This window comes from Streptomyces sp. RerS4 (genome assembly GCF_023515955.1).
Classification (GTDB): domain Bacteria; phylum Actinomycetota; class Actinomycetes; order Streptomycetales; family Streptomycetaceae; genus Streptomyces.
This window is the reverse complement of sequence record NZ_CP097322.1, coordinates 4814199-4831713: the sequence shown is the minus strand read 5'-3', so window position 1 is coordinate 4831713 and position 17515 is coordinate 4814199. Positions and strand designations below refer to the sequence as shown.

10 protein-coding genes and 1 pseudogene are annotated in these 17515 nt (G+C 74.2%); 3 read left to right on the top strand and 8 right to left on the bottom strand.

Annotation, left to right across the window (positions count from 1 at the left end; genetic code table 11):
• Positions 1-55 precede the first annotated feature (55 nt).
• Both M4D82_RS22555 and M4D82_RS22550 read left to right on the top strand, forming a co-directional pair.
• A complete protein-coding gene (locus M4D82_RS22555; RefSeq protein ID WP_249767769.1) occupies positions 56-3985 on the top strand; it encodes a multifunctional oxoglutarate decarboxylase/oxoglutarate dehydrogenase thiamine pyrophosphate-binding subunit/dihydrolipoyllysine-residue succinyltransferase subunit in 3930 nt (1309 codons plus the stop codon).
• A 258-nt stretch (positions 3986-4243) separates the two neighbouring features.
• Complete coding sequence (locus tag M4D82_RS22550) at positions 4244-4612, top strand: hypothetical protein (protein ID WP_249767768.1); 369 nt, start codon at positions 4244-4246, stop codon at positions 4610-4612.
• A 7-nt stretch (positions 4613-4619) separates the two neighbouring features.
• Here the strand turns inward: M4D82_RS22550 and M4D82_RS22545 are convergent, their stop codons facing one another.
• The 6 genes and pseudogenes from M4D82_RS22545 to M4D82_RS22520 all read right to left on the bottom strand — a co-directional run bounded on the left by M4D82_RS22545 (position 4620) and on the right by M4D82_RS22520 (position 13136).
• Positions 4620-5849, bottom strand: a complete 1230-nt coding sequence (locus tag M4D82_RS22545) for an IS30 family transposase (protein WP_249767767.1) — start codon at positions 5847-5849, stop codon at positions 4620-4622.
• 74 nt (positions 5850-5923) lie between these two features.
• On the bottom strand, positions 5924-8926 hold the full coding sequence (gene fxsT, locus M4D82_RS22540) for an FxSxx-COOH system tetratricopeptide repeat protein (RefSeq protein WP_249767766.1): 3003 nt from the start codon (positions 8924-8926) through the stop codon (positions 5924-5926).
• Between the two features lie 156 nt (positions 8927-9082).
• Entirely contained in the window at positions 9083-10456 is a 1374-nt protein-coding gene (locus M4D82_RS22535; RefSeq protein ID WP_249767765.1) for an aKG-HExxH-type peptide beta-hydroxylase, read from the bottom strand.
• Positions 10453-11714: pseudogene (locus M4D82_RS22530) on the bottom strand (FxsB family cyclophane-forming radical SAM/SPASM peptide maturase). The gene M4D82_RS22535 and the pseudogene M4D82_RS22530 overlap by 4 nt, the downstream one beginning before the upstream one ends.
• 97 nt (positions 11715-11811) lie before the next feature.
• The gene (gene fxsA, locus M4D82_RS22525; RefSeq protein WP_249767764.1) at positions 11812-12054 is read right to left on the bottom strand and encodes an FxSxx-COOH cyclophane-containing RiPP peptide; all 243 of its coding nucleotides are present in this window, start codon (positions 12052-12054) and stop codon (positions 11812-11814) included.
• 344 nt (positions 12055-12398) lie between these two features.
• Complete coding sequence (locus M4D82_RS22520) at positions 12399-13136, bottom strand: hypothetical protein (RefSeq protein WP_249767763.1); 738 nt, start codon at positions 13134-13136, stop codon at positions 12399-12401.
• Here M4D82_RS22520 and M4D82_RS22515 point away from each other — a divergent pair.
• A complete protein-coding gene (locus M4D82_RS22515) occupies positions 13131-14891 on the top strand; it encodes a hypothetical protein (RefSeq protein ID WP_249767762.1) in 1761 nt (586 codons plus the stop codon). The genes M4D82_RS22520 and M4D82_RS22515 overlap by 6 nt on opposite strands.
• On the opposite strand, the gene M4D82_RS22510 is transcribed toward M4D82_RS22515, so the two are convergent.
• Together M4D82_RS22510 and M4D82_RS22505 are read right to left on the bottom strand one after the other, a co-directional pair.
• Positions 14857-15396 carry a hypothetical protein gene (locus M4D82_RS22510; protein WP_249767761.1) on the bottom strand — a complete coding sequence of 180 codons (540 nt, stop codon included), beginning with the start codon at positions 15394-15396 and terminating at the stop codon, positions 14857-14859. The genes M4D82_RS22515 and M4D82_RS22510 overlap by 35 nt on opposite strands.
• On the bottom strand, positions 15375-17513 hold the full coding sequence (locus M4D82_RS22505; protein WP_249767760.1) for an SAV_2336 N-terminal domain-related protein: 2139 nt from the start codon (positions 17511-17513) through the stop codon (positions 15375-15377). Before M4D82_RS22505 ends, M4D82_RS22510 begins: the two co-directional genes overlap by 22 nt.
• Positions 17514-17515 lie beyond the last annotated feature (2 nt).

The following is a 17515-nucleotide window of genomic DNA, read 5'->3' as shown; positions in this document are numbered from 1 at the left end:
TAGCCTTTATTCCCGCTGTCCATACCTTGTGAAGCGGAAGAGGGCGGTTGCCGCCGTGTCGCCACAGTCCCCCAGTAACCCGACCACCACGACCGAATCAGCAGAAGGCGGGAAGACCCCTGCCTCAGGCTTCGGTGCGAACGAGTGGCTCGTCGACGAGATCTATCAGCAGTACCTCCAGGACCCGAACTCGGTCGACCGGGCCTGGTGGGACTTCTTCGCCGACTACAAGCCGGGGGGCGCTGGCGCTCCGGTGAAGTCGGACGGTCCCGAGAAGCCCGCGACGACGGGGGGCGCCTCCGCACAGGCCGCTCCTTCCGCCGCCGGGGTCACGCAGGCGATCGACGCCGCCGCCACGGGGGCGGCGAGCGCCGGTGCAAGCACCGGCTCCACCGGAGCGGCTGACGCCGCGCCCACGTCTCCCGTCGCGCCGACCTCTGCGCCCGTGTCAGCTCCTGCCCCTGCTCCTGCCACCCCCTCTGGTGCCCCTGCTGTGACTGTCACCTCCCAGGCCCCGGCCGCCGCACCGGCCGCTGCCCCTCAGGCTCCGGCTCCGGCCGCCGCCGCTCCCGCCGCCCCGAAGGCCGCGCCCTCCACCGAGGCCCCTGCCGGCCCCGAGCTGGTGACGCTCCGCGGCCCCGCCGCCGCCGTGGCGAAGAACATGAACGCCTCCCTCGACGTCCCGACGGCCACGTCCGTCCGCGCCGTCCCGGTGAAGCTGCTGTTCGACAACCGCATCGTCATCAACAACCACCTCAAGCGCGCCCGGGGCGGGAAGATCTCCTTCACGCACCTGATCGGCTACGCGATGGTGCAGGCCATCAAGGCCATGCCGTCGATGAACTACTCCTTCGCGGAGAAGGACGGCAAGCCGACCCTGGTCAAGCCGGAGCACGTGAACTTCGGCCTCGCGATCGACCTGGTGAAGCCCAACGGCGACCGCCAGCTCGTCGTCGCCGGCATCAAGAAGGCCGAGACGCTCAACTTCTTCGAGTTCTGGCAGGCGTACGAGGACATCGTCCGCCGCGCCCGCGTCGGCAAGCTGACGATGGACGACTTCACCGGCGTCACCGTCTCGCTGACCAACCCCGGCGGCCTGGGCACCGTCCACTCCGTGCCCCGCCTGATGCCCGGACAGTCCGTCATCATGGGCGTCGGCTCCATGGACTACCCGGCCGAGTTCCAGGGCACCTCGCAGGACACCCTGAACAAGCTGGGCATCTCCAAGGTCATGACCCTGACCTCGACCTACGACCACCGGGTCATCCAGGGCGCGGCCTCCGGCGAGTTCCTGCGCGTCGTCGCGAACATGCTGCTCGGCGAGAACGGCTTCTACGACGACGTCTTCGAGGCGCTGCGCATCCCGTACGAGCCGGTCCGCTGGAACCGGGACATCGACGCCTCGCACGACGACGACGTCACGAAGGCCGCCCGCGTCTTCGAGCTGATCCACTCCTACCGGGTCCGCGGCCACGTCATGGCCGACACCGACCCGCTGGAGTACAAGCAGCGCAAGCACCCCGACCTCGACATCACCGAACACGGCCTCACCCTGTGGGACCTGGAGCGCGAGTTCGCGGTCGGCGGCTTCTCCGGCAAGTCGATGATGAAGCTGCGCGACATCCTCGGCGTGCTGCGCGACTCGTACTGCCGCACCACCGGCGTCGAGTTCATGCACATCCAGGACCCGAAGCAGCGCCGCTGGATCCAGGACCGCATCGAGCGCCCGCACTCCAAGCCGGAGCGCGAGGAGCAGCTGCGCATCCTGCGCCGGCTGAACGCGGCGGAGGCCTTCGAGACCTTCCTGCAGACGAAGTACGTCGGCCAGAAGCGGTTCTCGCTGGAGGGCGGCGAGTCCGTCATCCCGCTGCTCGACGCCGTCATCGACTCGGCCGCCGAGGCCCGCCTCGAAGAGGTCGTCATCGGCATGGCCCACCGCGGCCGCCTGAACGTGCTCGCGAACATCGTCGGCAAGTCGTACGCGCAGATCTTCCGCGAGTTCGAGGGCAACCTCGACCCGAAGTCCATGCACGGCTCCGGCGACGTCAAGTACCACCTGGGCGCCGAGGGCACCTTCACGGGCCTGGACGGGGAGCAGATCAAGGTCTCGCTCGTCGCGAACCCCTCGCACCTGGAGGCCGTCGACCCGGTCCTGGAGGGTGTCGCCCGCGCCAAGCAGGACATCATCAACAAGGGCGGCACGGACTTCACGGTCCTGCCGGTCGCCCTGCACGGTGACGCGGCCTTCGCCGGCCAGGGTGTCGTCGCCGAGACGCTGAACATGTCGCAGCTGCGCGGCTACCGCACCGGCGGTACCGTCCACGTCGTCATCAACAACCAGGTCGGCTTCACCGCCGCCCCGGAGTCCTCGCGTTCGTCGATGTACGCGACCGACGTGGCCCGCATGATCGAGGCGCCGATCTTCCACGTGAACGGCGACGACCCGGAGGCCGTGGTCCGCGTCGCGCGGCTCGCCTTCGAGTTCCGCCAGGCGTTCAACAAGGACGTGGTCATCGACCTCATCTGCTACCGCCGCCGCGGTCACAACGAGTCGGACAACCCGGCGTTCACCCAGCCGCTGATGTACGACCTGATCGACAAGAAGCGCTCGGTGCGCAAGCTGTACACCGAGTCCCTCATCGGTCGTGGCGACATCACCCTGGAAGAGGCCGAGCAGGCGCTCCAGGACTTCCAGGGCCAGCTGGAGAAGGTCTTCGCGGAGGTCCGCGAGGCCGCCACGCAGCCCGCCGCCGGCGCTCCGGTGACTCCCGCGCAGACCGCGCAGGAGTTCCCCGTCCCGGTGAACACCGCGATCTCCCAGGACGTGGTGAAGCGGATCGCCGAGTCCCAGGTCAACATCCCCGAACACGTCACCGTGCACCCGCGTCTGCTGCCGCAGCTGCAGCGCCGCGCGGCGATGATCGACGAGGGCACGATCGACTGGGGCATGGGCGAGACCCTGGCCTTCGGTTCGCTGCTGATGGAGGGCACCCCGGTCCGGCTGTCCGGCCAGGACTCCCGCCGCGGCACCTTCGGTCAGCGTCACGCGGTCCTCATCGACCGGGAGACGGGCGAGGACTACACCCCGCTGCAGTACCTGGCGGACGACCAGGCGCGCTACAACGTCTACGACTCGCTGCTCTCCGAGTACGCGGCCATGGGCTTCGAGTACGGCTACTCGCTGGCCCGTCCGGACGCGCTGGTCCTCTGGGAGGCCCAGTTCGGTGACTTCGTCAACGGCGCGCAGACCGTCGTCGACGAGTTCATCTCCTCGGCCGAGCAGAAGTGGGGCCAGACCAGCGGCGTCACGCTGCTCCTGCCGCACGGCTACGAGGGCCAGGGCCCGGACCACTCGTCCGCGCGTCCCGAGCGCTTCCTCCAGATGTGCGCGCAGGACAACATGACGGTGGCCATGCCGACCCTGCCGTCGAACTACTTCCACCTGCTGCGCTGGCAGGTCCACAACCCGCACCACAAGCCGCTCATCGTCTTCACCCCGAAGTCGATGCTGCGTCTGAAGGCGGCGGCGTCGAAGGCGGAGGAGTTCACCAGCGGTTCCTTCCGCCCGGTGATCGGCGACTCGACCGTGGACCCGAACGCGGTCCGCAAGGTCGTCTTCTGCGCCGGCAAGGTCTACTACGACCTGGAGGCCGAGCGGGAGAAGCGCGGCATCACGGACACCGCGATCATCCGCATCGAGCGTCTGTACCCGCTCGCGGGTGCGGAGCTCCAGGCGGAGATCGCCAAGTTCCCGAACGCGGCGAAGTACATCTGGGCGCAGGAGGAGCCGGCGAACCAGGGTGCGTGGCCGTTCATCGCGCTGAACCTGATCGACCACCTCGACCTGGCGGTCGGCGCGGAGGTCCCGGCGGGCGAGCGCCTGCGGCGCATCTCGCGCCCGCACGGCTCGTCCCCGGCGGTCGGCTCGGCCAAGCGTCACCAGGCCGAGCAGCAGCTGCTGCTGAACGAGGTCTTCGAGGCGTAGCCGCCGCGTCGCACCCCGTACCAACGGAAAGGCCCGGTCCCCCTCGACGGATTCTAGGGATCGTCGCAACACGTGATCACTGGCGTGTCTGGCGAGCAGTGTAGGCAGTGGCTCGGCTGGGATTTCCAGCCGAGCCACTGCTGCGTCGGCCTCAGGCTTGCACTATTCGCTCCGATGGGCCCTGGGGTGAGTGCTGGCAGGGGTCGCCGTGCGGCCCCGGCTCCTCAGCCCTCCACGGGCAGGAACACAATGGGCCTCATGGATGAGGGATCGGACTGGCCGACGGACAAGCTGACCGCGCTCCGCCTCGGCAGGAGGCTGGTCACGGAAGTCCTGGCGTCGCGGCCGGATCGCCGCGCATTCGTGGACATCCGACCCGAGCAGAGGGACCCCGATGTCCAGGCTCGGGACGAGGGCTGGGCCCGCAGTGACGCTTACCGCGGCTTCCGCCTTGAGCATTGGGAGTACGACGGCGAACGCATTGAGGGCTTCGACTACGACATCGGCGCAGCCCTCATCAGGTCCGCTGACGTCCTGGACGAGTCTGACCTGACCATCGTGCTCAACGCATGGGGGGTCCAGCCCGGCGCCTTTGTCTATCCCTGGGACAGTGACGATCCCAGGTAAGCGGAGATCAGCTCAGGGAAGCTGTCAGCTCACGCAGACGCGCAGCGGGGGTTGCCCAGTCGAGGGTCCTGCGAGGTCGGCCGTTCAGCTCAGCCGCGACCGCATCGAGGTGTTCGCGAGAGTGGACCGAGAGGTCGGTGCCCTTGGGGAAGTACTGCCGTAGCAGGCCGTTGGTGTTCTCGTTCGAGCCTCGCTGCCAGGGGCTTGCCGGGTCACAGAAGTAGACCGGGATGTCTGTGGCGAGGGTGAATTCGCGGTGTCGGCCCATCTCGCTGCCCTGGTCCCAGGTCAGGGATCGCTTCAGATGGGCCGGCAGGGTCTTGACCGTGTCGACCAAGGCGTCGCGGACGAGTTCGGTGCTGCGGCCGTTCGGCAGATGCAGGAGCATCACGTAGCGGGTGGAACGCTCGACGAGGGTTCCGATGGCGGAGCCACTGTCCTTGCCGATGATCAGGTCGCCTTCCCAGTGTCCGGGCACCGCCCGGTCTTCTGCTTCGGCGGGCCGGTCGCTGATCATGGCCATGGGGTCCTTGAAGCGGGGCTGGCGGCAGTTGGCCTGCCGCTGGGGCTTGCGGCGGGTGCGTCCCGAGCACAGAGCGCGGGCGACCTCGCGGCGCAGTTCACCTCGGCCCTGGACGTAAAGGGCTTGATAGACGGTCTCGTGGACCACGTGCATCTCCGGTCGGTCAGGGAACGTCGCTCGGAGAGCCTGGCAGATCTGCTGCGGGCTCCATCGCCTGTCCAGGCACGCCTGGAGGAAGCCCCGCAGTTCAGGGTTCTGGCTGATCTTCCCCGGCTTGGGGCGTGGCCTGCGGGCATCGGCGCGGGCCTGGGCGGCGTAGGGCCGGTAGTGCCACAGGCCGCGGGTCCCGTTCGTTCGGTTGCGGCGGATCTCCCGGCTGACCGTGGACGGACTGCGGCCCAGCTCGGCGGCTATCGCACGGATCGACGCTTTCTCCCGAAGCCGATCGGCGATGTAAATCCGTTCGTCCTCACGCAGGTATCTGGACGCACCAGAAGGCGGCACCACGGGTCGTACCGGTGGTGCCGCCTTCTGCTTGCGGTCCGCGCGCCGACCGTTGCGCCACCGGCGCCCGGTCTTCGCGTTGATGCCAACGATCTGGCATGCGTGCTCGTTGCTGAAGCCCTGCTGCATGAGCCGGAAGTATGTCTCCCGCTCACGCAGAAGCTTCTTCGGCCCCTGAGCCGTTCGGATCTCCCGGATCTTGAAGTCCACCGCATCCCCTGAGCTGGGGTGTTGCGACGACCACTAGAACCCAAGCTCGGTGGGGGGCCGGGCCTTCCGGCTGCCTACGGCTGGGGTTCGAAGTCCCAGTAGGGGCGGGCCTGTTGGCGGGCCGAGACGGTGTGGACGTGTTGGGGGCCCAGGGTGCGGGTGAGGGCTTTGAGGGCGGCGTCCTCGTGCTTGGCGGCCTCCGCGTCCTCGCGTACGGAGCGCAGGTCGGCGGCGAGCGCGGTCCGTGCGCTGAGGGCCATGGGGTGGTCGGGGCCCAGGACCTGTTCGGCTCCGCGCAGGGTTTCGCGGCTCAGGGTCAGGGCGTCGTCGAGGCGGCCGGTGATGTTGCGGTGCCCGGTGGCGTTGAGGGCGCAGCCGAGGGTCCAGGGGTGGCGTTCGCCGAGGGCGCCGCGCATGCCGACGAGGGCCTGTTCGGCGAGGTTGAGGGCCTCGACCCGTTCGCCCTGGGCGCGCAGGACCAGGGCGAGGTTGCCGACGGTGCCGATGCTGTAGGGGTGGGCGAGGCCGAGTTGGGACTGGTAGCCGCGCACCACCTCCTCGGAGATCCGGCGGGCTTCCTCGATGTCCCCGTATTCGCGCAGGTAGGTGGCGTAGTCGGAGGCGACCATCAGGGTCCAGGGGAAATCGGCGCCGAAGACGCGGGTGGAGCGTTCCAGGACGCCGCGCAGGCGGGCTCCGGCGCCGGTGATGTCCCCGGAGCGGCGCAGGCACATGCCGAGGTTGTGTTCGGCGCGCAGGGTCTGGGGGTGGTTGACGCCGAGGACCTGGGTGTTGAGTTTGAGGCCCTGTTCCTGGCGGGCGAGGGCTTCGCGGTAGCGGCCCATGAGGCGCAGTCCCATGGCGCAGCCGATGCCGGAGGAGAGGGTGGCGATGTGCCGGACGTGCAGGACCCGTTCGCGGCGGCGCAGGGTGTCGAGGTCGGTGTCGTAGGCCTCCTGGTAGCGGCCGAGGAGGCGCAGGACGACGGCGACGTTGTTCTGGGCGCCGAGGGTGGTGGCGTCGTCCTCGCCGAGGAGTTCGCGGTAGGTGGCGAAGGCGTGCTCCAGCAGAACGCGGGCCTGGTCGAACTTGGCGGTGCCGAGCAGGACGCCGGCGTAGGTGCTGGTGGCGCGCAGGGTTTCGAGGTCGCGGTCGCCGCGTTCGGCGAGGAGTCGGTCGGCGACCTGGCGGGCGAGTTGTTCGGCTTGTCGGAAGTGTCCGAGCATGCGCAGGGCGCCGCCGTAGTGGTAGCTGAGTTCGCGGACCTGGTCGTGGTCGTCGCCGAGCATGGCCCGCCAGACGGCGTCGGTGCGGGTGGCCAGGCGCAGGCAGGTGTGGTACTCGCCGGCGAGGATCAGGTAGCGCAGGCAGTGCAGGAGGAAGTTCTGGATGCGGGGGTTGCTGCTGGTGAGGACCCCGGCGGATTCCAGGTGCGGGACGAGTTCGGCGTAGCGGGGCCACAGCCGGGAGTCGGTGGGGCGGCCGGGGTCGGCGGCGGCGAGGACCTGGCGGACGGCGCGGGAGAGCTGTGCGGCCTCGTCCTCGGCGAGGTTCTCGCGGACGATGTTGTGGACCATGCGGTGCAGTTGGACGGTTTCCAGGCCGCCGCCCTCCTCGACGGAGAGGTCGGAGTACTCCAGGCGGACGACGGAGAACTGGACGAGCTTGTTGAGGGCGGCGTTCCAGCGGATCTGGTCGTTGACGATGCCGGCGAGGTGTTCGGGTACGTCGTCGGCGGGGAACTCGCGCAGCAGGCGCAGCGGGACCCGGCCGGGCGCGAAGAACACGAACAGCCGCAGCAGGGCGAGGGCGTCGGGGAAGTTCTCGCGGACGTTGTTGAGGAGTATCGCCAGCGCGGTCGGGAAGGGCAGCGGGTAGTCGTCGGAGAGGGTGACGGCCTCGTGGGAGTCGAGCCGGCGTTGCAGGAGGTTCAGGTACTCGCCGACGCCGATCGGGGAGTCGGCGAGCCAGCCGGCGGTCTGGTCGAGGGCCAGGGGGTAGTCCTCCAGGGCCTCGGCGAGTTGGTCGGCCTCTTCCCCGGTGAGCCGGCGGGCCCGGCGGCGGATGAAGGTGATCGACTCGGGGCGGGCGTAGAGGGGGACCTCGACGAGGCTGGTGTGGCGGGTGGCCCACTCGCGGTTGCGGGAAGTGATGATCACGTCGCCGGCGCCGGAGGGCAGGAGGTCGGTGAGGTCGTCGGGGTGGTCGCAGCCGTCGAAGACGAGCAGCCAGCGGTGGTACGGGGACCCGCGCCGCAGTGCCTCCAGGACGGTCCGGATCTGCTCGCCGTAGCTGCCGGCGCCGAGCGGCAGGCCGAGGGCGGGCGCGAGGTCGGCGAGGCGTTCGCGCAGGGTGGGCCGGTCCTCGGCGGGCACCCACCAGACGACGTCGTACTCGGAGGCGAAGCGGTAGGCGTACTCGGTGGCGACCTGGGTCTTGCCGACGCCGGACAGGCCGAGCAGCGTGACGGTGGAGGCGCCGGGCGGGGCTTCGGTGAGGGCGGCCCGCAGCCGGCCGATGACGTCGTTGCGGCCGGTGAAGCGGGGATTGCGGCGCGGGACGCGGCCCCAGACCTCGGGCGGGTCGTTGGGGAAGCGGGGCCCGCGCCGGCCGGACTCCGTGCCGATGCGGTCGGTGGGCAACTCCAGCCGGCGCAGCACGCGGTACTCGGCCTCGTAGGCGTCCAGGCCCCACAGGTCGGTCTTCTCCAGCGCGGCGACGGCGCTGGGCAGCGGGGCGTCGGTGAGGCAGACGGCGGCGAACCGGTCGGGGTGGGCCTCGGTGACGGTGCGCAGGGCGGTGTTCCACTCGTCGTCGGCCTGTGCGGCGAGGGAGAAGTAGCGCTCGCTGAGGACGAGGAGGATCCGGCCGCCGGCCCGTGCCAGGTCGTCGAGGGCCTCGGTCAGACCGGGGCTGCTCTGGGGGTCCCAGCGTTCGAGGACGACGCGGTGGCCGTGCTCCTCCAGGCGGTGGGCGATCCACGCGGCCCAGGGCCGGTTGAAGCCCGCGAAGCTGATGACGAAGCGCTGCGGCTGGGCGGCTCCGTCGCGGTCGTGACGCGTACCGGTAACGGTCATGGCTGCCGTCTCCCTGGAATCCCGGCGGTGGACTGGAGTGGGAGGGGGTGGGGCGGGGCGCTGTGGTGCGGGCGCCGCGGTGACGGTGCGGTGCGGGCGCCGCGGTGACGGTGCGGTGCGGTGCGGGATTGAAAGGTACCGCAGCCGCGGGGTTCCTCAGCCGTGTCGGGACGGGGCCAGTTCGGGGTGTGCCGCGTACCAGGCGCGGCGTTCCCGATCGAGGGCGCGGCGGGCCGTGGCGTGTTGGTCGCCGGGCGGCGGCAGTTCGTCCATGGCGCGCTCGGCGCGGGCCATGCCGTCGACGAACTCCCGCCCGGTGACGGTCAGGTGCGGGTCGGCGCGCAGGGCGGGCAGGACGGCGGCGACCTGCGCGCGGACGCGGGCGTGCTGGGCCCAGGCGCCGCGCGCCCCGTACAGGGCGGCGCGCTGCCAGTACCCGGCGAGGGCCAGGTGGGCGTACGTGCCGTGGAGCAGCCCCTCCAACGGGCGCGGGTCCTCCCGCCAGGGCGCCCAGTGGCGGGGGGTGCGGTCGGCGGTGTGCAGGGTGAGGATGTCGGCCAGCGCGGCGAGTTTGCCGTGCTGCACCTCGTGGACCAGGGTCGCGGCCAGGGCGGGCGGGGGCTGGGCGCGGGCCAGCAGGGAGCCGGCGGCGGCGGGCAGGGTGGCGCCGGTGGAGCGGGAGCCGCCGGCCAGGGGGACGACGGAGCGCAGCAGGGCGCCCACTTCCTCGGCGCGGGTGGAGTCGTAGCGCTCCAGCAGGGTGAGGGCGCCGGACCACTGGATGTCCCAGCGCTTGTGCCCCTTGGGGGTGAGCCGGCGGGCGGCGCGGACGGGTTCGAGCCGGCCGCCTTCGGGGTGGCCGGGGGGTCCGACGCGGTAGGGGTCGAGGTCGTCGAGGGAGGCGCGGCCTCCGGGCAGGGGGTGCAGGGGGACGACGTCGGCGGCCTCCCAGGAACGTTCGGTCAGGGCGAGCGGGCCGGGGCGCTCGGGGCGCAGCAGGCCGAGGGTGGGCAGGACCAGGCGGCCGTTGACGGGCCGCAGGGTGGTCTTGAAGCCGATCCCGGCGCGCAGCGCGGCGGCCACGGCGAGGGCCCCGAGGTGGGCGAGGTCGGGGGCCGGTCCGTACGGGGCGTGCAGCCGGCGCAGGGTCTCCTCGGCCCAGACGCCGGTGGCGGGGTAGTGCAGGACGTCGCGCACGGCGTCGGGGTCCTGGCGTTCGGCCTCCTCCAGGAGCGCCCAGCGTTCGCCGGTCTCCCCGCCGGGGCCATCGGGGGCGGCGTCGAGGACGGCGCGCAGCAGGAGCAGCCGCTTGGAGCGGCGTACGTCGCGCACGAGGCGGGTGCCCTCGGGGGTGGGTTCGGTGGAGGCGAGGGCGCGCAGGGTGCGGGAGCTGACGGCGAAGGCGTCGAGGGTGCCGGGGGTTCCGGGGTCGGTGAGGCCGGGAGTGGCGGTGGTGGTGGCGGCCTGGGGGGCGCGCGGGGTCGGGACGGCGAGGTCGGTGCGGTGGGTCGTGTCGGAGCGGTGGGTCATGAGGCGGCCCGTCCCGTCGTGGCGGCGGTGTGCAGCGCGTCGGCGATGTGTCGGATGAGCCGCTGGAGGTCGGCGCAGTACACGGACGGCTGCCGGAAGCCCTCCCCCTCGCGGTAGCGGTGCGGGTAGTGGCCGCCGCCGCACACCTCCACGAGTTCGCAGGCCCGGCAGTCGTCCGCGAGGGCGTCCCGGCCGAGTTGGCGGGCGACGAAGCCGGGGTGGTCGAGGAGTTGGTCGAAGCTGTGGGTGTCGACGGTCATGCCGGTCGTGGCGGCCCCTTCGTACGCGGACTTCAGGGAGTCGGCCTGTTCGATGCTGCCGTCGCTCTCCACGACGGCGGTGGTGACGGGCGCGAGCCCCAGGGTCTCGGTGGCGGCCGGCAGGCCCAGCAGCAGCGCGATGACCTCCTCGAAGACGCGGACGCGGGTGCGCCGCGCCCCGTCGTGCCACCAGCGGTCGAAGACGGCGACGAGCCAGTCCCCGTACGGGGTCCCGGCCTCGGTGTGGCCGGGCGGCGGGGCGGACCGGTTGGCCAGCGGCAGCAGCAGGCCGAGGGCGGGCGGGGCGAACGCGAGCAGGGACTCGTACGTCTCCACCGGGTCCTGGGCGATGTCCACGACGCACAGCAGCCCGGCGTAGCCGGCGGGGTGGCGGGCGAGCAGGCGCAGGCCGCGGGCGACGGCGTCGAACGCGGGCCGGCCCGCGTGGTCCACGCGGCGCGCGTTGTGCGCGGGGAGCCCGCCGTCGAGGCTGACGCCGACGCGGATGCCGGCGGCCGCGAGGGCGGCGATGCGGGGCGGGTGAGGAGGGTGGCGTTGGTCTGCACGCTCGCGGTGAGCCGGGTGCGGGGCGCGTGGCGGGCCAGGGCGGCCCGTACGGCCTCCACGGGCGCGGCCAGCCGGTCGGGCGCGGCGAGGAGGGGCTCACCGCCGTGCAGGACGAGGTCGACGCGGGTCAGGTCGTGGGCGGCGGCGTGCTCGGCGATCCGCTCGGCGGCGCGCGCGGCGGTGGCGGGGGCCATGACCGCGGGGCGGGTGCGCCAGCTCTGGTCGGCCATGGCGTAGACGTAGCAGTAGGTGCAGGCGAGGTTGCAGCGGCTGTGGGTCTTGAGCACGAACTGCCGTATCGGGTGGGGTCGGTGGCCCGCCGCGCGCAGGGCGGGCACGTCGAGCCGGGTGTAGGGCCAGGGGGCGTGGCGGGCGTGCGGGACGGGTTCGCGCGGCGGTCGGTGCGCGGGCAGCCGGGGAACGCTCGTCATCGCTTGGCCCATCGCCTGTACCTCTCGCCGCGGACGGTGCATCCCTGCCCTTCGCAGAGCCCCCGCTAACGGCGGAAAGTGGTCAACTCCGGCCGGCTCAGACGACTCCGGAGTCGAAGGCGTTGAGGATCTCCGCCGGGTGCGTGACCCGTTCGACCATGCCCTCGATGACCTCGGCGAGCACCGGGTGGTCGATCCCGCGCAGGGCGGCCAGGTCGAGCCCGGAGAGGTCCGGCAGCCGCGCGGGACAGGGTCGGGGTCCCGGAGGGGCCGCCGGCGTGTCCGTGGCAGGAGGCGCCGAAGGTGCCGGCGTGGTCGCGTCCCGACGTCCCGTCACCATGGGCTGCCCGTCCCCCTGTCGTATCCGCTGGTCCACCCCTTCCCCCAGCCGGGCGCACGGAAACGACCCCCGCCGCCCGACACCCCGCCCCACCCCGGGAAACGGCGCCGGCAGGGCCGAGGCCGCGGGCAGGGCGGCGCACGAACGCCATGGGGTCTCCCGGGCCCGCAGGGCCGAGGGGAGGCATCGCACGGCGCCGGAGCGCCTTCGCAGCGGAGCCACCGGCGCGACCCTCCGTCAACGCGGCGCGGCACCATGCCGGGCGCCGCGAGCCCGGCCTCCCCCGGCCACCGCTGGGAGGTGCCCCGGCCCTCCGGGGGCCGACGCCACTTTGGCGACGCTCGCTAGCCGCCCGCCTCCAGGGTGTCGATGCGGGCCCTGACCGCGCGGGTCCGCTCGTCGGTCGGGGTGTCGAGGCGCTGCCACAGCTCCAGGGCGGCGCGGTAGGCGTCCAGGGCGGCGCGGGGGCGGGCCAGCCGTTCCAGGACCTCCCCGCGCAGTTGCTGGACCCGGGCGGCGAGGCGCAGCGCGGCGCGGTCGGTGACCTCCTCACGCAGGTCATGGCCCTCGTGCGCGCCACCGTTGGCCTCCAGGGCGGCGCGCCAGGCCCGACGGTAGGAGTCGGCGGCCCGGTCGAGCCGGTCGGCGGTGTGGGTGTGGACGTGGATCTCCTGCTGCACGTCCCCGTGTTCCCGCCAGGCGCGGGCCCGCTCCAGGGGGTGGTGGCTCTGCCGGACGGCCAGCTCCAACAGGTACTCCGCCTCGCGCAGGTCGACGAGGTCCCCCTCGTAGGTGTGCCGCAGCCGCAGCCCGGCGGCCAGCCGCAGCAGCCGGTACGCCGCCCCGGGGTCGGACTGCGGCACCGCCGCGCGGCTCTCGCGCAGCACCCGTACGGCGAGGGACGCGAAGCGGCGGCCGTCGCGGGCCCGCGCCCGGTCCAGGAGTACGTCGCCCCACTCGGGGAGCAGCTCCGCGAAGGCGTCCGCGTCCCGGGGGATCAGCCCCCGGGCCCGGCCGTACGCCTCGGCCGCCTCCTCCAGGGCCGCCGGGTCCGCGTCACGCGCGTACCGGGCCCGGTGCACGCGGGCCAGGCACAGCAGGGCGGCGAGTCGCAGCGCGGGATCCCCGACGGCTTCCTCCAGGGCCCGCGCGAGCTGTGCGGCCGCCTCCTCCAGCCGCCCCGGCAGGTACCGCAACGCCCCGGCCAACTCCACCCGTACGCGCGCCCGCACCGCCCGCTCCCCCGCCCCGGCGGGCGTCCGCCCCCGCGCGCCGTCGCGGAACGCCCCCCTCCTGCCGCCTTCCCCGGCCCCTTCCGAGCCGGCCCGGAAACCCCGCCCGCCCGACCGGGACGCACCCGAATCGCCCTGCCCCCCACGGGCATCCCGCGCCGTATCACCCGACGCCGCCCGAACACCCCCGGCCCGCCCGACCTCGACCGGCTCGTCCGCCCCGCCCCGCACCCCGCCGGGCCCGTCCGAAGCACCCGACCGCACCGGAGCGGCCCCGGAGCCGGCCCCCGCAACGCCGGGCTCAGCCGGATCAGCCACACCGCCCCGCACCTCACCGGAGCTGCGCCCCGACTCAACCGGATCGGCAGCGCCGCCCCGCACCCCACCGGGGCCACGCCCCGGCTCGACCTGGTCACCCGAGCGCACCGAGGCAGCCCCAGAACCCCGCCCGACAACGCCGGACCCAGCCGGATCAGCCGCACCGCCCCGCACCCCATCCGGGCCGCCCCCGGACTCGACCTGGTCACCCGACCGCACCGGGGCGGCCCCGGAACCCCGCCCGACAACGCCGGACTCGACCGGATCGGCCCCGCCGGCCCGCACCCCACCGGGGCCACGCCCGGACTCAACCGGACCACCCGACCGCACCGGGGCGGCCCCGGAGCCGGCCCCCGCAACGCCGGGCTCAGCCGGATCAGCCACACCGCCCCGCACCTCACCGGAGCTGCGCCCCGACTCAACCGGATCGGCAGCGCCGCCCCGCACCCCACCCGGGCCGCCCCCGGACCCGACCTGGTCACCCGACCGCACCGAGGCGGCCCCGGAGCCGGCCCCCGCAACGCCGGGCTCAGCCGGATCAGCCCTACCACCCTCACCAGGGCCGCCCCCGGACTCAGCCGGATCGACATTGCCACCCCGCACCCCACCGGGGCCACGCCCCGGCTCGGTCGGTTCCGCCCCCACCTCGCCAGGACCCCGCCCGGTCACACCGGACTCGTCCGTCTCGGCGGATCGCTCCGGCGCCAGGCCGGGGGCACCGGAATCAGCCGGGTCAGCGGAGTCGCCCCGCACCCGGCCGGGACCGTGCCCGGATTCGGCACCGGGGGCGGCCCCCACCCGGCCGGGGCCCCGCCCCGAGTCGGACCTGTCGCCGGATCCGGCGGATCCGGCGCTCGCGCCCCGCCCGGTCACACCGGACTCGTCCGGATCGACCTCTGCCGCGTCGGAGTTCCGCCCGGGGCCCGGCGCGACGGCGCGGCCGCCGGCACCCGTACCGCGCCCGGCGACGCCGGATTCGTCGGGAGCGGTCGGGCCAGGGCCCGCAGCAAGCCCGGCGCCACCCGGATCGCCCTGTTGAGGCCCTGCGCCGTCCGGGCGGCGCCCCGACGCGGAGGGTTCGGCGGACCTCGGGCGGTGCCGCCCGCATCCGGCCCGGACGCGGCGGGATCGGTGGCGACCGCCGGGCTGCCGCCCACGCCCTCGGCCGGGTCGGCCGGAACCCGGTCGGGATCCCGCCCGGAGGCGTCCGGTACGCCGGAGCTCCCGGCCCCGCCCGGCCCGTCGGGCCCCGTCACGGCCCGGCCCTGCCCACCGGGCTCTGCCTGACCGCCCGGCCCACCAGACCCCGCCGCCCACTCGGCCCATCCGGCCCCGACGCGCCCCCGGCCTGCTCGCCGGGCTCCGCCGACCCACCCAGCGCCAGCCCATCGCCCGGCCCGTCGCCCGCCCCATCCGACCCCGTCGCACCCGGGGCCCGCCCACCGGGCCGCGTCACCGCCCCGCTCGGCCCATCGGGTTCCGCCGGACCACTCCCCCCGACCCGCCCCCCGGCCTCCGCCGGCGGTCCGCCGTCCAGTAGGGCGGCCAGTGCCGCGCCCAGGCGGGATGCGGCCTGTTCGGCCAGGGGGGTGCGGGTTCGGGGGTCGGGGGTGTGGGGGAGGAGGGCCAGCAGGACGCGGCCCAGGGCCAGTTGGAGGTCGGGGTGGGCGCCCGGGGCGCCGGGGGCTTCCTCCGGCAGGACGGCGGCCTCCAGCGCCGCCCGCGCCTCGTGCAGCGGACCGGCGTCACCGCGCAGCTCGGCCAGCCGGATCAGGGTCTGGGCCCGCCGCACCGCGCACTCCCGCCGCAGCCACGCCTCGGCGGCGCTCGCGCCGCCTGCGCGAACTCCCGGTCGGCGGCGGCCAACAGCTCCGCGTCGGGGCGCCCGGCCAGCGCCCGTTCGTACAGCACCCGCCCCAGGGCGGCCCCGGCGGCCGGGGTCCGCAGCCCGGTCAGGGCCCGTTCGGCCTCGTCGAGGAGTTCGGGATCGCGTTGCTCCGCCCACAGCCACAGCAGGACCTCCGCGAGGGCCGTCTCGGCCTCCTCCGGCGGGTCCTGCGGCCCGGCCGGGCGGCGACGGCCCGCCGCAGCAGGGCGGCGGCCTCGTGCAGGGCCCGCGCGTCGGCGTCCAGCAGCCGGTCCCGCGCCGCGCGCAGCGACCGGGCGCGGTCGGGGCCGGCGGGTCGGAGGTCGGGGCGGCGGGGCCGGGGCGGCGTCCTCGTCGGGCGGGCCGGGCAGGTAGCGGCGTACGACCTTGGCCGACACGTGCGCGAACGCCTGCGGCGGCCGCACCGGCGCCGGCCCGCCGCCCTCCGCCTCGACGTCGGCGACGGGCGACACCCCGGTGAGCTGGGCGACGGCCAGCGCGGGGAAGTTGCGTACGCCCCGGCCGAAGTGCGCGAGGACGTACTCGGAGCAGTGCTTGAGCACCAGCGCGGCCTCGTCCCGCCCCAGCGGCCCCAGCAGCACGTCCTGCACCCCGGGTACGAACTCGTACCACTGGCCCGGCGCCTCCCCACTGCGCGCCTCCCCACTGCGCCGCAGCAGCCCGCTGAGCAGCACCTCGGCGAGGTCAGACGGTTCCGAGTCGGGCAGCATCGTGCGCTGCACGAGCCGCATCACGGGCAGGGTCAACGGCGCCGCCGACAGGTACACGGCGAGCTGGACGGCGCCGGGCGCGGCGGAGGAACGGAAGCGGCGCACCAGCTCGCGCGGCGGCCGGGCGGCCCGCGGCAGCGGTGGGGGCGACGCGGGGTGTCGGGCCAGGACCCGGCCCACCTCGGCCGGTACGGGCCCGGTCCCGAGCCCCGCGACCAGCCGGGCCCACGCCCCGAGCGCGGTGGCGCTGGGCGGCAGCACGGGAACGGTGAGCCCGCCGGTCGGGCGGCCCGGCCGGGGCGCCCGGTCCGACCGGAACCTCAGCTGCGCACCGGCCCCCGCGCCGCCCTCGGACCGCTCCAGCACCCCGCGCTCGGTCGGCAGCCAACTGCGGCTCCACAGCCGTTGCGGGAGCGGTTGGACGACCACGCACGGCGCGCACTGCGCCCACCGGTGCAGCAGCCGCTGCGCCTCGCCCTCGCGCCACAGCGGTCCGGCGCAGTCGGAGACCACCATCGTCAGGGTGCGTCCGGTGGGGTCGCGGAGCTGGTCGCCCGAGCGCAGGGCGGCGGCGGGCACGGGGCCGCGTCCGATGGCGGCGGTGCCGTCGGCGGGCCGGTGGAGGTAGTGGACCTGGACGTCGCGGAAGGCGCCGAGGCGTTCGCAGACGGCCCGCAGTTCCTCGAACATCTCCTGCCAGACGGCCATGGACGGGGAGGCGTCCATGACCAGCCGTACGGTCGCCTCGCGCCGGGTCTCGGCCCGGAACACCGGGATCAGCAGGCCGAGCGCGCGGGCGCCGGCCTCGGCGGTGGCCTCCTCGTCGAGGACGTGCCGGGTGGGCGGGCCGGGCGGGCGGTGGCGTTGCAGGGCGCGCAGGGCGCGTTGGATCTCCAGGATCCGCGGCAGGGCCGCCGCCGCGGGTACCCGTACGGGCGTCCCGCCGGCCGACGGCACGCCGCCGACGGACTCTTCGTCACCGGCGGCGGCTTCGTCCGAAGGCTCGGCTTCCGTGTCCGCGGAGCGCCCCGCGCCGTCGGGGTACAGCCGCAGCGGTTCCTCGGCGTCGACCTCCTCCCGGGGCGGTACGGGGACGGGCTCGGCGGCCGTCGCGTCGCCCGCGTCGGCCTCCTCCCGGGCCGGTGCGGGCACGGCGTCGAGGGGCCCGCCGGGGGCGTCGGGCCGGGCCGCCTCCCGGGCGCGGGCGGCCAGCCACAGCGCGTCGGCCAGTTCCTCGGCGGACGGGTCGAGCCCGGCGGAACGCAACAGCGCGGCGAGGACGCGGATCACCGGGTCGGCGGATGCGGCCACGG

Excerpts from the sequence above, each read along its gene's own strand:
- M4D82_RS22550 (WP_249767768.1), top strand. The coding sequence starts at position 4,244 with ATGGATGAGGGATCGGACTGGCCGACGGACAAGCTGACCGCGCTCCGC.
- fxsT (WP_249767766.1), bottom strand. The coding sequence starts at position 8,926 with ATGACCGTTACCGGTACGCGTCACGACCGCGACGGAGCCGCCCAGCCG.
- M4D82_RS22535 (WP_249767765.1), bottom strand. The coding sequence starts at position 10,456 with ATGACCCACCGCTCCGACACGACCCACCGCACCGACCTCGCCGTCCCG.
- fxsA (WP_249767764.1), bottom strand. The coding sequence starts at position 12,054 with ATGGTGACGGGACGTCGGGACGCGACCACGCCGGCACCTTCGGCGCCT.